Annotated in this window: 18 protein-coding genes; 14 read left to right on the top strand and 4 right to left on the bottom strand. The window is 60.9% G+C overall.

Annotation, left to right across the window (positions count from 1 at the left end; all coding sequences use genetic code 11):
- Positions 1-211: 211 nt before the first annotated feature.
- Positions 212-1,114: a DMT family transporter gene (locus IAE33_RS08595; protein ID WP_201163172.1), complete on the top strand. Its 903-nt coding sequence runs from the start codon at positions 212-214 to the stop codon at positions 1,112-1,114.
- Between the two features lie 51 nt (positions 1,115-1,165).
- Here the strand turns inward: IAE33_RS08595 and IAE33_RS08590 are convergent, their stop codons facing one another.
- Positions 1,166-2,206, bottom strand: a complete 1,041-nt coding sequence (locus tag IAE33_RS08590) for a GlxA family transcriptional regulator (RefSeq protein WP_201163171.1) — start codon at positions 2,204-2,206, stop codon at positions 1,166-1,168.
- Positions 2,207-2,619: 413 nt separating this feature from the next.
- On the opposite strand from IAE33_RS08590, the gene IAE33_RS08580 reads away from it, so the two are divergent.
- The 4 genes from IAE33_RS08580 (at position 2,620) to IAE33_RS08565 (ending at position 7,811) form a co-directional block, all read left to right on the top strand.
- Positions 2,620-3,939, top strand: a complete 1,320-nt coding sequence (locus IAE33_RS08580; protein WP_201163170.1) for an NAD(P)/FAD-dependent oxidoreductase — start codon at positions 2,620-2,622, stop codon at positions 3,937-3,939.
- Positions 3,940-4,022: 83 nt separating this feature from the next.
- Entirely contained in the window at positions 4,023-5,351 is a 1,329-nt protein-coding gene (locus IAE33_RS08575; RefSeq protein WP_201163169.1) for an MFS transporter, read from the top strand.
- Positions 5,352-5,414: 63 nt separating this feature from the next.
- On the top strand, positions 5,415-6,308 hold the full coding sequence (locus tag IAE33_RS08570; protein ID WP_201163168.1) for a dihydrodipicolinate synthase family protein: 894 nt from the start codon (positions 5,415-5,417) through the stop codon (positions 6,306-6,308).
- 12 nt (positions 6,309-6,320) lie between these two features.
- Positions 6,321-7,811 (top strand): aldehyde dehydrogenase, encoded by a 1,491-nt coding sequence (locus IAE33_RS08565; protein ID WP_201163167.1) that lies wholly within the window; start codon positions 6,321-6,323, stop codon positions 7,809-7,811.
- A gap of 97 nt (positions 7,812-7,908) precedes the next feature.
- On the opposite strand, the gene IAE33_RS08560 is transcribed toward IAE33_RS08565, so the two are convergent.
- Entirely contained in the window at positions 7,909-8,616 is a 708-nt protein-coding gene (locus IAE33_RS08560) for a GntR family transcriptional regulator (RefSeq protein WP_028634259.1), read from the bottom strand.
- Positions 8,617-9,113: 497 nt separating this feature from the next.
- On the opposite strand from IAE33_RS08560, the gene IAE33_RS08555 reads away from it, so the two are divergent.
- The 5 genes from IAE33_RS08555 to IAE33_RS08535 all read left to right on the top strand — a co-directional run bounded on the left by IAE33_RS08555 (position 9,114) and on the right by IAE33_RS08535 (position 13,869).
- Positions 9,114-9,965 (top strand): glycine betaine ABC transporter substrate-binding protein, encoded by an 852-nt coding sequence (locus IAE33_RS08555; protein WP_201163166.1) that lies wholly within the window; start codon positions 9,114-9,116, stop codon positions 9,963-9,965.
- 117 nt (positions 9,966-10,082) lie between these two features.
- Positions 10,083-11,168: a quaternary amine ABC transporter ATP-binding protein gene (locus tag IAE33_RS08550; protein WP_201163165.1), complete on the top strand. Its 1,086-nt coding sequence runs from the start codon at positions 10,083-10,085 to the stop codon at positions 11,166-11,168.
- Positions 11,165-12,025 carry an ABC transporter permease gene (locus tag IAE33_RS08545; protein WP_060481880.1) on the top strand — a complete coding sequence of 287 codons (861 nt, stop codon included), beginning with the start codon at positions 11,165-11,167 and terminating at the stop codon, positions 12,023-12,025. The genes IAE33_RS08550 and IAE33_RS08545 overlap by 4 nt, the downstream gene beginning before the upstream one ends.
- On the top strand, positions 12,012-12,860 hold the full coding sequence (locus IAE33_RS08540; RefSeq protein WP_028634255.1) for an ABC transporter permease: 849 nt from the start codon (positions 12,012-12,014) through the stop codon (positions 12,858-12,860). Before IAE33_RS08545 ends, IAE33_RS08540 begins: the two co-directional genes overlap by 14 nt.
- Positions 12,861-12,870: 10 nt before the next feature.
- On the top strand, positions 12,871-13,869 hold the full coding sequence (locus tag IAE33_RS08535; protein WP_201163164.1) for a 4-hydroxyproline epimerase: 999 nt from the start codon (positions 12,871-12,873) through the stop codon (positions 13,867-13,869).
- A gap of 96 nt (positions 13,870-13,965) precedes the next feature.
- Here the strand turns inward: IAE33_RS08535 and IAE33_RS08530 are convergent, their stop codons facing one another.
- Positions 13,966-14,355: a hypothetical protein gene (locus tag IAE33_RS08530; RefSeq protein WP_201163163.1), complete on the bottom strand. Its 390-nt coding sequence runs from the start codon at positions 14,353-14,355 to the stop codon at positions 13,966-13,968.
- Between the two features lie 205 nt (positions 14,356-14,560).
- On the opposite strand from IAE33_RS08530, the gene IAE33_RS08525 reads away from it, so the two are divergent.
- Positions 14,561-14,803 (top strand): hypothetical protein, encoded by a 243-nt coding sequence (locus IAE33_RS08525; RefSeq protein ID WP_028634252.1) that lies wholly within the window; start codon positions 14,561-14,563, stop codon positions 14,801-14,803.
- A complete protein-coding gene (xth, locus tag IAE33_RS08520) occupies positions 14,800-15,597 on the top strand; it encodes an exodeoxyribonuclease III (RefSeq protein WP_201163162.1) in 798 nt (265 codons plus the stop codon). Before IAE33_RS08525 ends, xth begins: the two co-directional genes overlap by 4 nt.
- Before the next feature lie 62 nt (positions 15,598-15,659).
- Here the strand turns inward: xth and IAE33_RS08515 are convergent, their stop codons facing one another.
- Positions 15,660-15,899: a hypothetical protein gene (locus IAE33_RS08515; protein WP_201163161.1), complete on the bottom strand. Its 240-nt coding sequence runs from the start codon at positions 15,897-15,899 to the stop codon at positions 15,660-15,662.
- 527 nt (positions 15,900-16,426) lie between these two features.
- Between IAE33_RS08515 and IAE33_RS08510 the strand changes: the two genes are divergently transcribed.
- Positions 16,427-17,776 carry an MFS transporter gene (locus IAE33_RS08510; protein WP_328804833.1) on the top strand — a complete coding sequence of 450 codons (1,350 nt, stop codon included), beginning with the start codon at positions 16,427-16,429 and terminating at the stop codon, positions 17,774-17,776.
- A gap of 21 nt (positions 17,777-17,797) precedes the next feature.
- Positions 17,798-18,787 (top strand): LysR family transcriptional regulator, encoded by a 990-nt coding sequence (locus IAE33_RS08505; protein WP_201163160.1) that lies wholly within the window; start codon positions 17,798-17,800, stop codon positions 18,785-18,787.
- Positions 18,788-18,795 lie beyond the last annotated feature (8 nt).

Below are 18,795 nucleotides of genomic sequence, written 5' to 3'. Positions count from 1 at the left end.
TGGCGGGCCATAATTCACATAACGGCTTACTGCGCGCTACCGGTAAGCCGCTGCACTATCTGCGAGTAAGCAGCCTCGTCTCATAATTCCAACGCTGCAGCGCCCCGCACCGGCCCGCCGGTAGCACCTCATAACTATAAATTTCCAATCACACTCAACGCCGCGCTGCGACTGTGCGGATTGCGTTCGCGCACCTTTTGAGACGACTGCCATGATCGCTACTTCTGTTTCTGCGGCCGGTGTTGCCCCCGGTCATCGTAATGCACTGCTCTGGGCGCATATCGCTGCCTTGCTGTTCGGCCTTACCGGTATCCTCGGGGCGTTGATCCTGGCAGACGCCAGTATCATCACCTTTGGCCGGGCGACCTTTGCCTTCATTGCGCTGGGTTTCGTTGCGGGCCTGAAAGGGACGCGTCTACTCGACGCCCTGACCTGGCGCAACGTACCCGTGCTTGGCCTTACCGGCACGTTGTTGGCAGCACACTGGGTGACATTCTTCATTGCCGTAAAGGTCGGAGGGGTAGCGGTAGCCACGCTCGGTTTCGCCAGCTTCCCGGCCTTCATTGCCCTCATCGACCTGCTGTTCTTCCGCGAACGCATCAGCCGTAGCGAAGGGCTTTTACTGCTGATGGTAACGGCTGGCCTGGTACTGGTGGTGCCTACGTTCGACCTGCTCAACGAGGGTACTGTCGGGCTGATCTGGGGGCTGGGCTCGGGCGTTTCATTTGCGTTGCTGGCAGTGGTGAACCGGCGGCACACCACGCACATGAAAGCCTTGCAGGTGGCGTTCTGGCAGAACGTGGTGGTTGCCCTGCTGATGGTGCCGTTCGCGTTTGATCATCTGCCGGCTACCGGTCTGCATGCACAGGACTGGATGTACCTGGCGCTGCTCGGCGTGTTCTGCACCGGGCTTTCGCAGTTTCTCTTCGTCAAGAGTCTGGAGGGTTTGCAAGCGCGTACCGCGGGCATGATCATCGCCCTGGAGCCCGTTTACGCCATCCTTGGCGCGTGGTGGCTGTTCGAGGATGAGCCATCGCTGCGCATGGCTGCAGGGGCATTGTTGGTTGTTCTGGCAACGGTACTCGGTGCGCGCTGCAAGCCTACCCCCCATTGACGCCGCGAACCGGACACTGCGCCCCGGATGCGCTGTTGATGGAGCCGGGGCTCACTTCACTTCACGCTGCATGCTTTTAATGCACCCAAAGCGTTTCTCCTTGGAAGGGCTGTAGCCGAAGAATGCCGTATAGCATTTGCTGAAATGGCTCGCTGAAACGAAGCCGCAGGCGATCGCCACACTCAGTAGTGGCAGCTCTGAGTACTGCAGCAGGCGGCGGCTTTCGGTAATGCGCAGCTCCATATAGTACCGAACAGGGGTAGTGCCCAGTTGGTGCTGAAACAGCCGGCCTATCTGCCGCTTCGAACGGCCTACATAGCTGGCCAGCTGATCCTGGCTCAAGGGCTCTTCAAGGTTGGCGCTCATCAGGTTGATGGCCTCGCGCAAAGGCTCGCTGATGTTCGCATGGGGAGCGGGGCTGGCGCGGCGGTAGCGCGACGCCTCGAAAGCGAGGATCGCGGTAATGCCGTCGGTGAGTTGCGTACCCCGTTTCGTGCCCAGCCATTCGAGCACCATATTGAACGCGCCGGCAGGGCTGGCAGCGCTCAAGCGGTCCCGGTCCACCACGAAGCTCTCCGAGCTGACATGGCTGCGCGGCGCTGTCTCGGCCACTGCGGCCCGGTGCTCGGGGTGCACGGTGCAGCGGTAGCCATCCAGCAGGCCGGCCTGGCTCATGAACCATGCACCATTCCAAAGCCCTGCAAGTGCAACGCCTTTGTGCGCGAGCGCCTGTAGCCAGCCCGTCAATTGCACCGAAGCGACCAGTGGGGTGCGCAACCCTGCGCAGATCACCAGTAAGTCGAGCGACTGCTGAAGGCCTGAGGTGATGGCTGCTGCGGGGCAGATCACAATGCCCAGGTCGCTGGTGACGGCGGCCCCATCAACACTGAAGGTGCTGCTGGCGCAACTTCCGGGCTGGATCAGGTTGGCGGTGACGAGTGTATCCAGCGCCTGCGTGAACGCAGGAAGGGAAAAGTGCTCAAGCAGCAGGAAGCCAACCTGCGTCTGCTGCCTGACACCCGCATCGACCGGGGGCGTGAAGCGTGAGTTGTGACCGCTGAGGGTATTGCTGAAGTTGCGCGTCGGGTTCACGGCGGATTTCTCGAATATTCAAGGCGGGTTAAACGCACTGGCAGAGGGTGCTAGGGCAGGCAGCGGCTAATGTATACCAAAGATAGACAATGAATACAGTAGATGGGTATCGAGCCTGCGGCGGTATTTAAAACGTGGGTATCCGGTGGCGTTCAGGCGTAAATAGACATGATTGAGTCGCTAACAGACGTGCCGTGCGCGTGCGGCTGTGAGCGGTATCGAAAGCAGAAAAATATCTGTAGACACACTGTCTAACGCTGCCTATATTCAGTATACAGACTGTAGACATAGCGCCATCGCACGACCTCCGTGAGCTTCGAAAACCTGGGCCGTACAGGCTCGGTTCACCGATTGCCACGTGATCGCGAGGCGGGATGAGGAACAGGCGCTAACAACAACAACTGGTTCCTGAAATGATAAAAATAAGTTCGTTGCCCGCTGACGACACAACATGCGGCTGGTACCACCTCAGTAAAGGGCGGCAGATCAAGCCCCCGCATACCGGCCACACCCATGCTCGCTGGGTGGTGGTGGGTGCTGGCTTTACGGGCCTGGCCGCTGCTCGGCAATTGGCATTGCACTTTCCGGACGACCAGGTCGTTCTGCTGGAGGCCCAGGAGGTGGGCTACGGCTCGTCTGGCCGTAACGCCGGCTTTGCAATCGACCTGCCGCACGATATTGGCGCCGAAGACTACATCGGTGACATTGGCATTGCCCGTACCACCCTCAAGCTCAATATCAGTGGCCAGTCGTTGCTCAAGGACCTGGTGGAGCGTTACCAGATCGACTGCCAGATGAAGCATTGCGGCAAATACCAGGCAGCCGTCGAGCCGCGCGGTATTGCGGTGCTGGAAGCGTATCGACGGGGCCTGGACAAACTCGAACAGCCCTATCAGATGATCGAGGCGGATGAGTTGCCTGAGCACATCGGCACCCACTTCTATCGCAAGGCGCTGTTCACGCCGGGTACCTCGCTGGTGCAACCCTCGGCACTGGTCAAAGGCCTGGCAGATCACCTGCCCGCCAACGTCACGTTGTACGAACACACGCCGATCACCGACGTCGCCTATGGCGCTCAGACCGTGCTCAAGCATGCCAACGGCTCGATCACCGCCAACAAGCTGGTGCTCACTACCAATGCCTTTGGCATGAGCTTCGGGTTCCTGAAAGGGCGCATGTTGCCGGTGTTCACCTACGCCAGCCTGACCCGGGTAATGACCGATGAGGAACAAGCGCGCCTGGGCGGCAAGCCTTACTGGGGCGTGATCCCTGCAGACCCATTCGGCACCACGGTGCGGCGTACGCCGGACAACCGCCTGCTCATTCGTAACAGCTTCAGTTTCAACCCGGATGGCCGTGCAAACCGCAAGTTCATCGACAGGTTCGCGGCCCGTCATCGCGACGCCTTCACGCGTCGTTTCCCGATGTTGCCCAACATGCCGTTCGAATACACCTGGGGCGGCGCCTTGGCCATGTCGCGTAACCACATGGGGTTTTTCGGCGAACTGGCGCCAAACGTGTACGGCGCCCTGTGCTGCAACGGCCTGGGTGTGACCCGGGGCACGGCCACCGGAAAACTGTTGGCCGACTGGCTGGCGGGGGAGCACAACGAGCTCATCGACTTCGTGCGCAAGACGCCCGGGCCCAATGCCAACCCGCCCGCACCCCTCATGTCGCTGGGCTTGAACATGAACCTCAGGTGGGGGCAATACCGGGCGGGCAAGGAGAGCTGAGCCCTTTCAACGCCTTGAATGCCGTGGCCGGCCTTGGCCGCTGGCTGAACAGGTCGGCACTACAGCGGTAGCAGGAGAAAATAATGACAAACTCTGATGTATCGATTGAAGACGTTCCTATCAGCCGCTTTCACCAGTTGCTGACGGTCAGGTCCGGCGGCGGTTCGTTCGTGGACGGCTATGTGCTGAGCATTATTGGCGTGGCTATGTCACAGATGTCCGTGGGCCTGGGGCTGACCAGTTTCTGGCAGGGCATGATTGCGGCCTCCGCCCTGATGGGTATTTTCTTCGGCGGGTTTTGCGGCGGGTGGTTGACTGACCGGTTTGGTCGCAAACGGGTCTTTTTCGTCGGGCCCACCTTTTTCATCCTGGCGTCGTTGGCCCAGCTTTGGGTGGACTCGGCGCTCGCGCTGTTCCTTTTGCGCTTCGCGATCGGCATTGCAGTCGGGATTGAGTACCCGGTGGCAACTTCGCTGTTGGTGGAGTTTTTGCCCAAGAAAAGCCGTGGCCCACGCCTGGCGACCCTGACGGTGCTGTGGTTCGCTGGCGCCGCAACGGCCTACATGACCGGTGAGGCCATTCTGCTGCAGGGTGGGGATGATGCGTGGCGCCTGGTGCTGGCCAGTGCCGCCGTGGTCGGCGCCGTGTTGTTTGCGCTACGCCTGGGCACCCCCGAATCACCGCGGTGGTTGATCAGCAAAGGCAGAACCGCAGAGGCCGAGCAGGTCATCAAAAAGGTGTATGGCCAGGCGTTCTCGCTGCGCAACCTGCCCGAAGAGCCCAAGACCCGCAAGCTCTCGTTCCTCAGCCTGCTGCACTCGGGTTACGGCAAGCGCATGTTGTTCGTCACGATGTTCTGGACCTGCTCGGTGATCCCGGTATTCGCGGTTTATGCATTCGCGCCGAAGGTGTTGGGTGCGCTCAACCTCAAAGGGGAGTGGGCGTCGATAGGCTCTGTGGCCATCACCAGCCTGTTCGTGGTCGGCTGCATCATCGCCACCCGTTTGCTCAACACCTTGGGCCGACGCACCACACTGCTGCACAGCTTTCTGTGGTCGGGCCTGGCGCTGCTTGGCCTGGGTGCCTGCAGTGCCGGCTCCGAGATGCTGATTTTGGTGCTGTTCGGTGCGTACGCCTTGTTCATTGGTGGCGCCCAGGTACTGCAACTGGTCTACCCCAACGAGTTGTTCCCGACCGAGATCCGCGCTGGCGCAGTCGGCGTGGGTACCTCCCTGTCTCGCGTAGGGGCGGCGGTGGGCACCTGGCTCGTGCCAATTGGCCTCGACACCTATGGCATCGGCGCAACGATGTACGCAGCGGCGGGGGTTACGTTCATCGGCCTGGCGTTCTCGTACGTACTGGCGCCTGAGACACGCTCCATGAACCTGCAGCAGGCGGCCTCACTCGCTTGACCCAGCCAAGCCGCGGCGTGCGTGCGTCGTGGTTTTAATCCAACGACATACTGGAGATATACCGTGAAGTTCGAAGGCATCTACACACCTGCAGTGACCCCGTTGTCGGCCGACGGCTCGATTAACAAAGCGGCCTTTGCCGACGTTCTCGAATACCTGGTCGATTCGAAGGTGCACGGGGTCATCATCGGCGGTTCAACCGGCGAGTACTATGCCCACACCTCCCAAGAGCGCGTTGAACTGGCCGCACAGGCCAAGGACGTGCTTAACGGCCGCCTGCCATTGATCGTTGGCACCGGCGGCATCCGCACCGAAGACGCCGTGGCCTTCGCCCAGCACGCCAGGGACATCAAGGCCGATGCACTGCTGGTGGGCACCCCGCCGTACGCACTGCCGACCCAGCAGGAAATCGCCCTGCACGTCAAAGCGGTCGATGCCGCTGCCGGCCTCCCGATCATGCTGTACAACTACCCAGGCCGCATGAGCGTGAGCATGGGCGAAGCGTTCTTCGACGCCGTTGCCGACGTGAAAAACATCGTCGCCATCAAGGAAAGCTCAGGTGACATGGCCCAGTTGCACCGCCTGGCCATCAAGCGCCCGAACATCCAGCTGTCCTGCGGCTGGGACGATCAGGCCCTGGAATTTTTCGCCTGGGGCGCCAGGAGCTGGGTCTGCGCCGGTTCAAACTTCATCCCGCGCGAGCACGTGGCCCTGTACGAGGCTTGCGTGATCGAGAAGAACTTCGACAAGGGCCGCAAGATCATGGCCGCGATGATGCCGCTGATGGACTTCCTCGAAGGAGGCAAGTTCGTCCAGGCCATCAAGTACGGCGTTGCCCTCAATGGCCTGAATACCGGTGGTGTGCGCAAACCGTTGTCCGACCTGGATGCCGCCGAGAAAGACACGCTCAAGCAGGTTGTAGCTGAACTGAAAGCCACCATCGCCCAGATCAACTAAGGAGCCTTGAACATGGCTGACTTGCTGAGCAAGGATCAATACGCGGCCATCGCCGCCGACCTGCAACTGCGCACCCAGGCGTTCATTGACGGTGAATTCCGCGACGCGATCTCGGGTAATACCTTCGTCACCACCAACCCGGCTACCGGCGAGCAGTTGGCCGAGGTCGCAGCCTGCGATGTCAACGACGTCAACGTTGCCGTGGCCGCAGCCAAACGTGTGTTCGAGCAGGGCACCTGGTCGAAGATGCAGCCGAACGACCGCAAGCATGTGTTGCAGAAGTTCGCCCAGTTGCTCGAAGACAACGCCCACGAGTTGGCAGTGCTGGAAGCCTTGGACAGTGGCAAGCCGGTCAGCGAGTGCCAGACCGTCGACGTGCCGGAGACCATCCACACTGTCCGCTGGCACGCCGAACTGATCGACAAGATCTACGACGCTACCGCCCCGACCGGCAATGCGGCAGTGACCATGGTGGTGCGCGAAGCCATCGGCGTGGTCGGCCTGGTGCTGCCGTGGAACTTCCCGCTGCTGATGCTGGCCTGGAAGATCGCCCCATCCCTGGCTGCCGGGTGCTCGGTAGTGGTCAAGCCCGCCAAGGAAACCACCCTCAGCGCCTTGCGCGTGGCGGAGCTGGCCCATGAGGCGGGCATTCCTGCCGGGGTGTTCAACCTGGTGCCTGGCGGCGGCCGCGAAGTGGGCGAAGCCATTGGCCGCCACATGGATATCCCGATGGTGAGCTTTACTGGCTCCACCGATACGGGGCGGCTGTTCCTCAAATATGCCGCAGAGTCCAACCTCAAACGCATCGTCCTGGAGCTGGGTGGCAAGAACCCGGCGGTGGTCATGAACGACTGCGAAGACCTGGATGAAGTGGCCCAGTTCGTCACTGCCGGCGCGTTCTGGAACATGGGCGAGAACTGCTCGGCGTCCTCGCGCCTGATCGTGCACAAGGACGTGAAGGATGAGCTGCTGGCGCTGATCGGCAAGCACCTGAAAGCGTGGAAACTGGGCGACCCGCTCGACCCGGAAAACCGCCTGGGGGCGATGGTCAGCAAATCGCATTTCGAGAAGGTCAAGTCCTACCTGGACTACGCCAACGAGCACAAGCTCAACGTGGTGCAGGGTGGCCATACTGAGAGCGGCCTGCGCGTGCAGCCGACCATCGTGGATGGCGTTACCCGCGACAGTAAACTGTTCGTAGAGGAAATCTTCGGCCCGGTGCTGAGTGTGACCAGTTTCGAAACCCTCGACGAGGCGATCGAACTGGCCAACGATACCGTTTACGGCCTCGCAGCGTCGGCGTACACCGGCAGCCTGCGCAATGCGCTGCGTCTCTCGCGTGAAATTCGTGCCGGCGTGGTGACCGTGAACTGCTTTGGCGAAGGTGACGTAAGCACGCCGTTCGGTGGCTACAAGGAGTCTGGTTTTGGTGGGCGCGACAAGTCCATCTGGGCCCATGACCAATACACGGAGTTGAAGACTATCTGGATCAACGCTTCGTGACCCGAGCAGTCGCGTTGCTGTTCTGACGGCGTTCGGCACGCAACTGGCCACTGCCCCTTGGGGCAGTGGTTTTTTGGTTGGAGCCCAGGCGCCGACATCAGTAAGCCAAGGCGACCTCAACACCGCTGGGTGCAGTGTATTCGGCCATCCGCCTGCGGGAGAGCTCCCAGTGGGCCTGGACGATCTGAGTAGCAGCCTGCGGGTCGCGGCGTTCGATGGCGTCGATCATCTGGTCGTGCTGGTCGCAGGCCAGTTCAAGGTCGCGTTGCATGTCATCGGTGGTGGGGTGGCGGTAGAAGATCCGCCCCAGGCGCGCGTGATCAATCAGCAACCGGCGCAGGCTGGGCATCAGGTACTCGTTGTGCGCCATCTTGCCAATCTCGAGATGGAACGCGTCGTTGAGGATGACGCGGTTTTCAACGTCTTTACTGTCGATCGCCTGGCGAAACTGCTGCTGGATACGCTTGAGCTGTTCGATCTCCGCGTCGCTGGCGTGCAGCGCAGCCAGTTGGGTGGTGGCGATGTAGATAAGCGGTGCTGCAAGAAAGAAACTTCGCAGGGAGTCGTGGTTCATCGCTGCGACCCGCGGGGCGCGGTTGGTTTCCAGCTCGATGTAGCCCTCCGCTGCGATCTGACGTAGCAACTCGCGCACCGGCGGCCTGGACAGGCCGAATTCATTGCCAAGGGCGATCTCGTCGACGACCGCGCCAGGCGCAAGCTCCATATTCAGGATGCGGCGACGGAGTGCCTCGCTCAATACCACTTTGCGATCAATCGGGATATCCGTGGCCTTCGGCGCATTCATGGAAGACTTCTTGTTGGTCATGAGGTTGTCTACGGTTTGGATAAGGGCTTTAGAAGGTGATTAGACAGTAAGCCTACACACAGTCATGAAGGTTTTTCGCCGTCAGTCTACGGTATTGGCTTGGCCATCGCTGCTTTTATCAGGGGGGCACGCTGCTGCGCTCGGTGGCGCATCTGCCGTTCATATTGCTCCAACGCTGTACTCCCTACGCCCAAGCCCAGGCGGTAGCGCTGTTCCATTCACGACAGAACAATTCCTGATTACGACTGGCCCTGGGATCGGCGCCCAGCACCTCGACGTGCTCAAGCGCAGAAGATTCAAAGGTTTGAGCCGAGTTAATGAATTCTATTTGTATACATATAGAATTCAGTGAGTATTGACCGGCTTGTGCGCCCGTGCCAGTCTCGCTGCACGCGCCCGGTGGGGAGCCCTCGGCAAGCCCGGGCGTGTACTCGGCATAGGCGTCACTTATAAATTCACAATAAAGGTAAGAGCCAATGGGTTACATGAAGAAAGCGCTCTGTGCGCTCGCGATGTTAAGCGCAGCGGTGCTCAACGCGCAGGCGGAAGACAACGTGATCCAGATGGGCACCCTGTCGTGGGAAGACCTGACACCCATTACCGGTATTACAAAGAAAGTGCTCGAAGACTCCGGCTACACGGTCAAGGTGACATCGTTTTCCGAATGGGGCGTTGCCTACGCTGCACTGAGCAAAGGCGATATCCAGATTCTGGCGTCGCAGATTGACTACGTCGCTCAGGATTACTGGAACCGCAACAAGAACCGGCTGGAGAAGTTGTCCCCGGTTTCACACGGGTTGTACCAGGGCATCGCGGTGCCCAAGTACGTACCCATCGACTCCCTCGAACAACTCAACGACCAGGCCGATAAGTTCAGCAACAAGATCATTGGCATTGAGCCAGGCTCTGGGCTGATGAGCGACGCGGCGAAAGCGGTCACCGAGTACGGTATTCGGCTCAACCTGCTGGAGGGCAGCTCTGCGGCCATGACCGCGGCGCTGAAGTCGGCCATCGACCGGAAGGAATGGGTGGCGGTGACGATCTGGGAGCCTTCCTGGATGTCGCAGAAGTACGACCTCAAGTTCCTCAAGGACCCCAAAGGGGTGTTCCCGCCACCGCAGGGCTACTACTGGATCGGGCAAAAAGGCTTCGCGGAAAAGAACCCCCACGCCCGTGAAGTGCTGGCCGGGGTCTATGTGCCGCTCAGCGATATCACCGCCATCAATGGCGAAGTCAAGGACGGCAAGACCATGGACCAGGCCGTCGCGGACTGGACATCGCGTAATGCCGAGTTGATCAGACGCTGGGAAAACATCAAAAAGCCCTGACCTTAAGCGTGACCGCTGAAGGAGGGCGGTCACGTTCATGACTGCCGATCTGCCACTGACACTGCCGTAAACGACTTAAACAATAAAACCAGAAATTGCTGGGTTGACGGGTGTGAAATGAAGAGTTCAGTTAGTTGCGCTGATGATGTGCTGGTAAGTTGCCGTGGTGTGTGGAAAGTGTTCGGCGAGCATGTTGAAGATGCGATCCAGGCGAGCCGCGATCACGGCATCTCCAAAAAGCAGATACTGCAGGACCATGGCTGCGTCATCGGCGTGTCCGACGTAAGCCTGGACGTCAAGCGGGGCGAGATTTTCTGCATCATGGGGCTCTCGGGCAGCGGCAAATCGACCCTCATCCGGCTGCTGAACAAGCTGATCGAACCCAGTGCAGGGCAGGTGCTGGTCAAGGGGCAAGACCTGGCCGCGCTCGATGGCCCGGCATTGCGCAACGTCCGTTCGCAGCACATCGGCATGGTGTTCCAGAGCGTGGCGCTGCTACCCCACCGGACGGTGTTGGATAACGTCGCGTTTGGCCTGGAGGTACAGGGCGTCGCCAAGGCCGACCGGCTCTCGGCGGCCCAACGCTCGCTGGACAAGGTGGGTTTGAGCGATTGGGCCTCGCGCTACCCAAGCGAGCTGTCCGGTGGCATGCAGCAACGCGTGGGGCTTGCGCGGGTGCTTACCTGCGACCCTGAGATCATCCTGATGGATGAACCGTTCAGTGCGCTGGATCCGTTGATCCGCCGCCAGCTGCAGGACGAGTTTCGCAGCCTGACGAAATCCCTGGGCAAGTCGGCAGTATTCATTACCCATGACCTGGAAGAGGCCATCCGCCTGGGCGACCGTATCGCGATCATGAAGGACGGTGTGATCATCCAGGTCGGTACCGCTGAAGACATCGTCTTGAACCCGGCCGATGGCTATGTGGCCGACTTCGTTGCCGGGATCTCACGCTTGCATCTGGTGAGGGCGCACTCGGTAATGTCCTGTCACGCAGAGTGGGGCACGCGCCACCCACACATCGACCTCGGTACGCTACCGGTTGCAAGCCCGCAGGCCGACCTTGACGAGCTGATCAATTGCCTGGTCTTGTCCAGGCGTGAAGCCTTGCTGATCGTGGACGACGGCCAGCCCATCGGTATTGTCACACCCACCGACCTGCTCCGTGGGGTGCAAGGCGCTGAGCGGGAGGCGAGGGCATGAACCTGTCGACCTTTCCCGCCAATTTCGATGCCGCTGTAGACGCCGGGCTGGAATGGTTGACCGACAGCGGCGCCCAGGTATTCGACTGGATCAACGGGGTACTCACCAGCCTGGTAGATGCTTTGTCATGGGTGCTGAACCTGGCGCCGTTTTACGTCGTGGCGTTGGCGATCGGCGCACTGGCCTGGCGGCTGTCGGGGCACTGGCGATCAGCAGCGCTGACGGTCATCGGTCTGCTGGTATGCGCACTGATCGGCATGTGGGGCGAGACCATGAGCACACTGGCGCTGGTCCTGGCGGCAACCACATTGGCATTGCTGGTCGGCATCCCATGCGGTGTGATCGGTGGGCTGTGGCCCAAGCTCGATGGTGTGGTCGAGCCAGTGCTGGACCTCTTGCAAACCCTGCCACCCTACATCTACCTGCTACCGGCTATCGCCTTGCTGGGTTATGGCTCGGCGACCGCCTTGGTGGCGACGTTCATTGTCGCTATCCCGCCGGTGCTGCGCCTCACGGCGCTGGGTATTCGCATGACACCACGCGCTTTCATCGAACTGGGCGAGGCCAGCGGCACCCGCCCAATGCAGCTGTTTTTCAAGATCCGCCTGCCGTTCGCTTTGCCCAGCATCATGACTGGCGTCAATCAGAGCCTGATGATGGCGTTCGGCATGGTGGTGATTGCGGGGATCGTAGGCTCGGGCGGGCTTGGTGAAGCCATCTACGGGGCCATACGCACGCTCGATATTGCTCGCTCCATCGATGCCGCCCTGGCGATCGTGATCCTTACCCTGATCCTGGACCGTCTGGCACAGAACGCCACCCCTTCGCAGCGCGAGGCCCAGAATAATGCTCACTGACATGCGCTTTTCTCCGGGTGCCGTGCTGGCGCCAGGGGTCGACTGGCTCAATGCCAACTTCCACCCGTTGTTTGCGTTCATCAGCCGTGTGGTCGACGCCGTGCTGGGCGGTTTCGAGGCGGCGCTGCTGGCGCTGCCTGCGTGGGGGGTGATTGCGTTGGTCACCGCGCTCGCCCTGGTGATGATCAACGTGCGTACGGCCGTGCTGGCCGCCGCCATGCTGGGCTTCTGCCTGCTTTCGGGGTTGTGGACGGCATCCATGCAGACACTCGCACTGGTATCAGTGTCCGTATTGCTGTCAGTGATGATCGCGTTCCCGCTGGGCATTCTCGCGGCTCGGTTCAAGCGTTTCGAGCAAGCCTCCAGCCCCGTGCTGAACATCATGCAGACCGTACCGCCGTGGGTCTACCTGATACCTGCGGTGATGATTTTCAGCCTCGGCAAGGTGCCCGCCATCATGGCCACCGTGATCTACGGGGTGGCACCCATGATGCGCCTGACCACACTGGCGTTTCGCCAGGTGCCGCGCCACCTGCTGGAACTGGGCCAGGCACTGGGCGCTACGCCCCGGGTGATTCTGTGCAAGATCGAGATCCCTTCGGCTGCACCCACACTGCTGGTAGGCCTGAACCAGTGCATCCTGCTGTCCCTGGCCATGGTGGTACTGGCCGGCCTGGTGGGCGCTGGCGGCCTTGGTGCTGAAGTGACCCGGGGCCTGACGCGCATGGAGATGGGCCTGGGGCTACGGGCAGGGCTGGCCATCGTGGCCGTTGCGTTGCTGCTGGACCGTCTGTCACGCGGCTTGCTGCAGCGTAAACCGGTACGCCAACACTAAGGAGATCTGCATGCGCAAGACGTTCTTCTGCATCGATGCCCACGCCTGTGGCAACCCGGTGCGTGTAGTGGTCGGGGGCGCGCCGTTGCTGCCCCATGTCTGCATGGCCGAGCGCCGTGCCCTCTTTTTGCGTGATCACGACTGGATGCGCAGGGCACTGATGTTCGAACCGCGTGGGCATGACGTGATGTCTGGCGCCATGATTTACCCGACGGTGCGTGAGGACTGTGATTTCGCCGTGCTGTTCATCGAAGTCAGCGGCTGCCTGCCGATGTGCGGCGCCGGCACCATCGGGCTTAGCACGGTGGTGCTCGAGCACGGGCTGGTATCACCCCGAACGCCGGGGCGGCTGGCTATCGAAACGCCAGCCGGCAAGGTGGAGGTGGAGTACGTTGAAGCCCAGGGCAAGGTGAGTTCGGTGCGGTTGATCAATGTACCGAGCTACCTCCACCAGGCTGATCTCGAAGTATCAGTGCCAGGCCTTGGAGTACTAAAGGTAGACATCGCCTACGGGGGCAATTATTACGCCGTCGTCGAACCTCAGCCTGGCTGGCCCGGGCTGGATGGCCTGTCGGCGGCGCAGATCGTCGACCAGAGTCGGCGTTTGCGCAGTGCACTTGCCCCGCTGTGCGACCCCATGCACCCGGAGCACGATGACATCCGCGGGGTGCACCATGTGCTCTGGTGTGATGCAGGGCGGCAGGCCGAAGCCGATGGGCGCGGTATCGTCTTTTATGGTGACAGTGCCCTGGACCGTTCGCCAGGCGGCACCGGCACTTCAGCTCGGCTGGCACAGTTGTACGGCAGAGGGCGGCTAGGGGTGGGCGATACGTATTGCAGCGAGAGCCTGATCGGCACTACCTATGTCGGGCGTGTCGAGTCGGCCTGTAAAGTGGGCGAGTATGATGCCGTGATCCCAAGCGTTTCGGGGTGGGCCCGTGTGACAGGGCTGAACACGCTGTTCGTGGATGAACGTGACCCGTTGGCGCATGGATTTCAGGTGCTGTGACGGACGGGTAGTTGCAGTGACAGGTCGAGGCCAGGGCTTAGTGCGGCACCGGCCTTGCCTGTTTACGATCTACCTGGAGGGTAGGGGCGCTTAGCTTTAACCTCCGCCACCCGCGCCACCCGCGCCACCCGCGCCACCCGCGCCACCCGCGCCACCCGCACCGGAGCCGCTTGAGCCGCCCGTGCCACCGCCCATGTTCGACCCACCACCGTTGCCGCTTCCGGTATCGGTCTCTGAGCCGTTGGTAGTGCCATCCCCACCGGTGTTGTCGGTGCCGTTGCTCCCGGTGCCGCTAGCGCCGGTACCCATGCCATCTCCAGGCGTACCGGAACCTGTGGCTCCGCCATTGCCATTCATGTTGCCGCTGTCTTGGGTTTGCGCGCCCGGCGCGCGTTGGTCGTTCATGTCGGTTGCTGCCAGCGCCAGGGGCGCGCTGGCGCCAAGACACAGAGCCAGTGCTAGCGATTGGGGCTTGAGAATCTTCATGGTGTATCTCCTTTTGGATGCTCACCCTTGCTTGGTCCTGCCCGCCGGGCGACCTGTGCGATGTGGCCGACGTAAGGGACGAACAGCCTCGGCGCCACACTTTGCGGCGCACGTAAGCACGGCTCCTTGTCTAACGCGCACATTGCGGTTGAACATCACGCCAAGCCCAGGCTCTGACCAGTAATGGTCAAGCGAGGACGTTCAGATGAGCATCGAACGCAGCATCCCCGAACTTGCAGCTTGGTATGCCCAATACGACGACATCAGCTACCGGCAAGCATCGCCCGACGCCTACCACCATGAACTGGTCCGCACGGCTGAGGCCCTGCGTGACGACGGCATCATTGACTGGGACGACTGGCTGGCGCTCAAGTCGCTCGCCGACCAGGCGCATGTGCGCGCACTTGAAGATGCGGTGGCGGCCCACGTCAGTGACCCGGACGCATGAAAGCCCTGAAGATCGCCACCTTCAACATCAACGGTATCCGCAGCCGCCTGCCGGCGTTGCTGGCCTGGCTGGCGCGTGAACGGCCCGATATTGCCTGCCTGCAGGAACTGAAGGCAGCGGATCGGCAGTTTCCGCGCCAGGAGATCGAAGCAGCGGGGTACGGCTGCCTTTACCTGGGGCAGCCGGCGTGGAACGGTGTGGCCGTGCTGGCCCGTGACAGCGAGCCGCTGGAAGTTGCCACGCACCTGCCCGGCATGCAGGACGATGACCAGAGCCGCTACCTGGAAGCTGCCGCCCATGGGGTGCTGGTGGGCTGCCTGTACCTGCCTAACGGCAACCCGCAACCCGGCCCTAAGTTCGACTACAAGCTGCGCTGGTTGGGCTGCCTGGTCAAGCATGCACAAACGCTGTACGAGAGTGGTCATCCAACGGTGCTGGCCGGTGATTTCAATGTGGTGCCGACTGACATGGACATCTACAACCCGCGCTCATGGGGCAAGGACGCGCTGCTCCAGCCTGAGTCCCGTGCGGGGTTCGAACAGCTGCTGGCGCAGGGCTGGGTCGACGCCATCCGCCATGTGTACCCTGATGAGCGCATCTACACGTTCTGGGATTATTTCCGCAACCACTGGGCCCGCAATGCCGGGTTACGGATTGACCATCTGTTGCTCAATAGGGAGCTTGCGCCCTACCTGAAAAGTGCGGGCGTGGATGCCTGGGTGCGGAATGAAGCCAAGGCCAGCGATCATGCGCCTGTCTGGATCGAGTTGGGTGCGCGTCGTCGACGTCGCTAGATCTCTGGGTCGCCGTACGATCACACGGTCACGGAACAACAGTTTCTAGCCATAGCGCTGGATCAGAGCGAAACCTCGCCGTCGATCTCAACTTCTAGATTTACAGCGTGGCCTGCGTTGGCGAGCATGCCCTGCGCCAGGTCGTTCCGCAGTACTGAGAGGTTAAGCCCGCGGCGGATGTCGGCTTCCAGCAAACCCAGGAATGCGCGTGTGGCAGGGTCTTCTTTACAATTGGTTCGCGCTGGTTGGCTATGGGCGGAAAGCATGATCAAAGGTGCCTCGAGATAGATTACATCACTCATGTTGGTCACGATCGACAGAAGACGCCTAAAGACTGTCAGGGTCGCCAAAGAACATTTTGACTTGGCTCTAGCGCGATGGTTTCAAGGCTAAAAATCTAAGCTATGCCCCCAGTTTTGCCCCCAGTCGTGGTAGGTGTGCGGGCGATCACGATTGGCGATTTCTGATGCGGACCCGGGTAGCGGTTGGCGGTTTTCAGAGTACGTCATTGGTGCGAGAAGAGCGGTACCCGAATGATGGGTTGCAGTAGATCGCACGATGGGACGCAGCTCAGCTGATCACCGCTTATTTCTCACTTCTCGGGCCTCGTTCAACCCTCACACTCTCGGCTCAGTCGACTTCACCTTGCCTGTGATTGCCTTCTTTCTGAAGCGATGTCGCTAACGGTACTGGCGCTCAGCATCACGCTGGCTGGCGACTAGTATCAGTATTCCTGATACTGTTTTTTCGGCTGCTGTTTTGCTGATGCTGCAGTCGTAGACTCGTTCGTAACCGGCCACCCGAGCCGGCCCACAACTACAAGAAGCAAGTGGAGACACGACTGAGTAGCCAAGTTTCGTTCGAAGACCTCCCCCTGAGCCGCTTCCATATCCGGACGGTGTTCAGCGGTACAGGCGGTCAATTCAGTGACGGATTCGTGCTAGGGATCATTGGCATCGCGGTCAGCATGGCGGCGGGGCCGTTGCAATTGAATGCACTATGGATGGGTCTATTAGGCGCGGCATCCCTGGCTGGCCTGTTTCTAGGTAGCCTGATTGCCGGGCCCCTGGCAGACCGGTTTGGTCGACGTACCATCTTTGCATGGGACATGTTGCTGTTCGCGGTCATCTCGGCTTCGCAGTTTTTCGTGACTTCACCTGAACAGTTATTGGTGCTGCGGCTGTTGCTCGGCCTGGTGCTCGGTTTTGACTATGTGGTGAGCAAGTCGCTGGTGACCGAGTTCGCCCCACGACGTTACCGTGGTCGCCTGCTCAGCGTGCTGGCAGCGGCCTGGGCAGCAGGCTATGTGGCGGCGTATCTGGTGGGCTTTGCCATTCGCGATATTGGCCCGGACGCTTGGCGCCTGATGCTGGCGTTGAGCGGTGTACCTGCATTGCTGATTTTACCGCTGCGCCTGGGCGTGCCGGAGTCGCCGATATGGCTAATGGCTCGTGGTCGCAGCCAGGAAGCGCTGGCCATTGTGCACGCAAAATTCGGTCCCCATGTGAGCCTGCCGGCAGCGTCCCCCTCCCAGCAAACACGTGGTGGCTTCAGGGAATTGATGAGCAAGCGCTGGCGGCGTAACACCTTGGTGGGCTGTGTGTTCTACACCTGCCAGGTGATCCCGTTCTTCGCCCTGGGAACCTTTTCGCCGCGGGTACTGGAAGCGCTGAATGTGCAGGACAAGTTCGTTGGGGGTCTGGTCTACAACGTGCTGCTGATGCTCGGTGCACTGCTTGGCTTGCTGATTATTGACCGGATCTCGCGCCGGGCGTTTCTGGTCGGTACTTTCTACCTCAGTGCGGTGGGTCTGGCTGCGTTGGCCTGGGCCGGATTCGGGCCAATGGGAACGATCATCGCGTTCGGCTTCTTCGCCTGCGTGCTGGCGGCCGCAGTCAACCTTGAGTTCGTCTACCCAGGCGAGCTGTTCCCCACCCATCTGCGCGCCTCGGGCATCGGTGTGGCAGTCGCTGCGAGTCGCTTTGGCTCGGCATTTGCCACCTTCCTGCTGCCGATTGCAGTGCAACACCTTGGGGTACATACCGCTCTAGGGGTCTGCGTGGGTGTGCTGGTATTTGGTGGTGTGTTCTGCCATCTGTTCGCGCCTGAGACCAGCAAAGAGCAGCTTGCCGCTGTAACCCCCGATGCGCAGGCTGCGGTCTCGGCCGACGCCCATTGATCCTTGGAAGAGGTTAAGCCCATGCCCAGCAACCGACTGATCGACATGCATGCGGTCCAGGTTTTCATCGCCGTGGCAGAGGAGGGCAGCATGTCGGGTGCAGCCAATCGCATGGGTATCTCGCAGTCCGGGGTGTCGCAGATGGTTCGCCAGTTGGAGGATGAGCTCGGTGTGGTGCTGGTCGACCGCACGACCCGCCCTCTGGCGCTCACCCCTTTCGGACTGGCTTTGCGCCATCGAGGCGCATTGCTCAGTGAGGAGCTCATGAACCTCAAGGCTCAGGTGCTCGATGCCGGTCGCGGCGTCAAACCCGACCTACGCCTCGGGTTGGTGGACTCGTTCGCCTCCACCTGTGGTTCCCTGCTCACTCGCCATCTGCTCAACCAAGTGTCGCAGTTATCGGTGCGTACGGGACTGAGCCCGCAACAAGGAGAGTCGTTACTGCGGCGTGATCTCGACCTGATCGTGACCAGCGACCCGTTGATGGATGCAAACGGTGTGATCCGCTATCGCCTGCTAACTGAGCGCTATTTTGTGATCACCCCGAAATCTGCCGGCAGACAACTGAATAGTCTGGACGATGTGCGGGCGATGGCGAACGTACTGCCTGTGGTGCGCTTCAACCGCAACTCGCAAGTTGGCTTGCAGATCGACCGGCATCTGCGGGGCCTCAATGTGCGTGTGCCCAACCGCCTGGAACTGGATAACGCCGACGCCCTGACTGCCATGGTCGCCGAAGGCATCGGTTGGGCGGTGACCAGCCCGATGTGCTTCCTCCAGGCCATGCCCTGGGTGGACAACGTCACCGCTCACCTCGCCCCCGAGCTGAGCCTAGAGCGCTCGTTGTACCTGGTGGCCAGGCGTAATGAATACGGCGCCTTCTTCGCAGATGCCTGCGAGTCGGCCCGTGCCGTCATCCTCGATTCCTTCCTGCCGCGGCTCAAGGCGCTGGGCAAAGGGGTAGAGGCTTTAGTGAATATCGATGAGGGGAATACCCGTGAGTACTTTTGACCATGTCG

Origin of the sequence: Pseudomonas sp. S60, assembly GCF_016647865.1 — a bacterium.
Taxonomy (GTDB): Bacteria; Pseudomonadota; Gammaproteobacteria; order Pseudomonadales; family Pseudomonadaceae; genus Aquipseudomonas; species Aquipseudomonas parafulva.
The sequence above is the reverse complement of the archived record's forward strand: the minus strand, read 5'-3'. Positions and strand labels throughout refer to the sequence as shown.

Bases quoted from the DNA above. Each gene is read 5' to 3' on its own strand.
- IAE33_RS08595 (WP_201163172.1), top strand. From the start codon at position 212: ATGATCGCTACTTCTGTTTCTGCGGCCGGTGTTGCCCCCGGTCATCGT.
- IAE33_RS08580 (WP_201163170.1), top strand. From the start codon at position 2,620: ATGATAAAAATAAGTTCGTTGCCCGCTGACGACACAACATGCGGCTGG.
- IAE33_RS08575 (WP_201163169.1), top strand. From the start codon at position 4,023: ATGACAAACTCTGATGTATCGATTGAAGACGTTCCTATCAGCCGCTTT.
- IAE33_RS08565 (WP_201163167.1), top strand. From the start codon at position 6,321: ATGGCTGACTTGCTGAGCAAGGATCAATACGCGGCCATCGCCGCCGAC.
- IAE33_RS08560 (WP_028634259.1), bottom strand. From the start codon at position 8,616: ATGAATGCGCCGAAGGCCACGGATATCCCGATTGATCGCAAAGTGGTA.
- IAE33_RS08555 (WP_201163166.1), top strand. From the start codon at position 9,114: ATGGGTTACATGAAGAAAGCGCTCTGTGCGCTCGCGATGTTAAGCGCA.
- IAE33_RS08550 (WP_201163165.1), top strand. From the start codon at position 10,083: ATGAAGAGTTCAGTTAGTTGCGCTGATGATGTGCTGGTAAGTTGCCGT.
- IAE33_RS08545 (WP_060481880.1), top strand. From the start codon at position 11,165: ATGAACCTGTCGACCTTTCCCGCCAATTTCGATGCCGCTGTAGACGCC.
- IAE33_RS08535 (WP_201163164.1), top strand. From the start codon at position 12,871: ATGCGCAAGACGTTCTTCTGCATCGATGCCCACGCCTGTGGCAACCCG.
- IAE33_RS08530 (WP_201163163.1), bottom strand. From the start codon at position 14,355: ATGAAGATTCTCAAGCCCCAATCGCTAGCACTGGCTCTGTGTCTTGGC.
- IAE33_RS08525 (WP_028634252.1), top strand. From the start codon at position 14,561: ATGAGCATCGAACGCAGCATCCCCGAACTTGCAGCTTGGTATGCCCAA.
- xth (WP_201163162.1), top strand. From the start codon at position 14,800: ATGAAAGCCCTGAAGATCGCCACCTTCAACATCAACGGTATCCGCAGC.
- IAE33_RS08515 (WP_201163161.1), bottom strand. From the start codon at position 15,899: ATGAGTGATGTAATCTATCTCGAGGCACCTTTGATCATGCTTTCCGCC.
- IAE33_RS08505 (WP_201163160.1), top strand. From the start codon at position 17,798: ATGCCCAGCAACCGACTGATCGACATGCATGCGGTCCAGGTTTTCATC.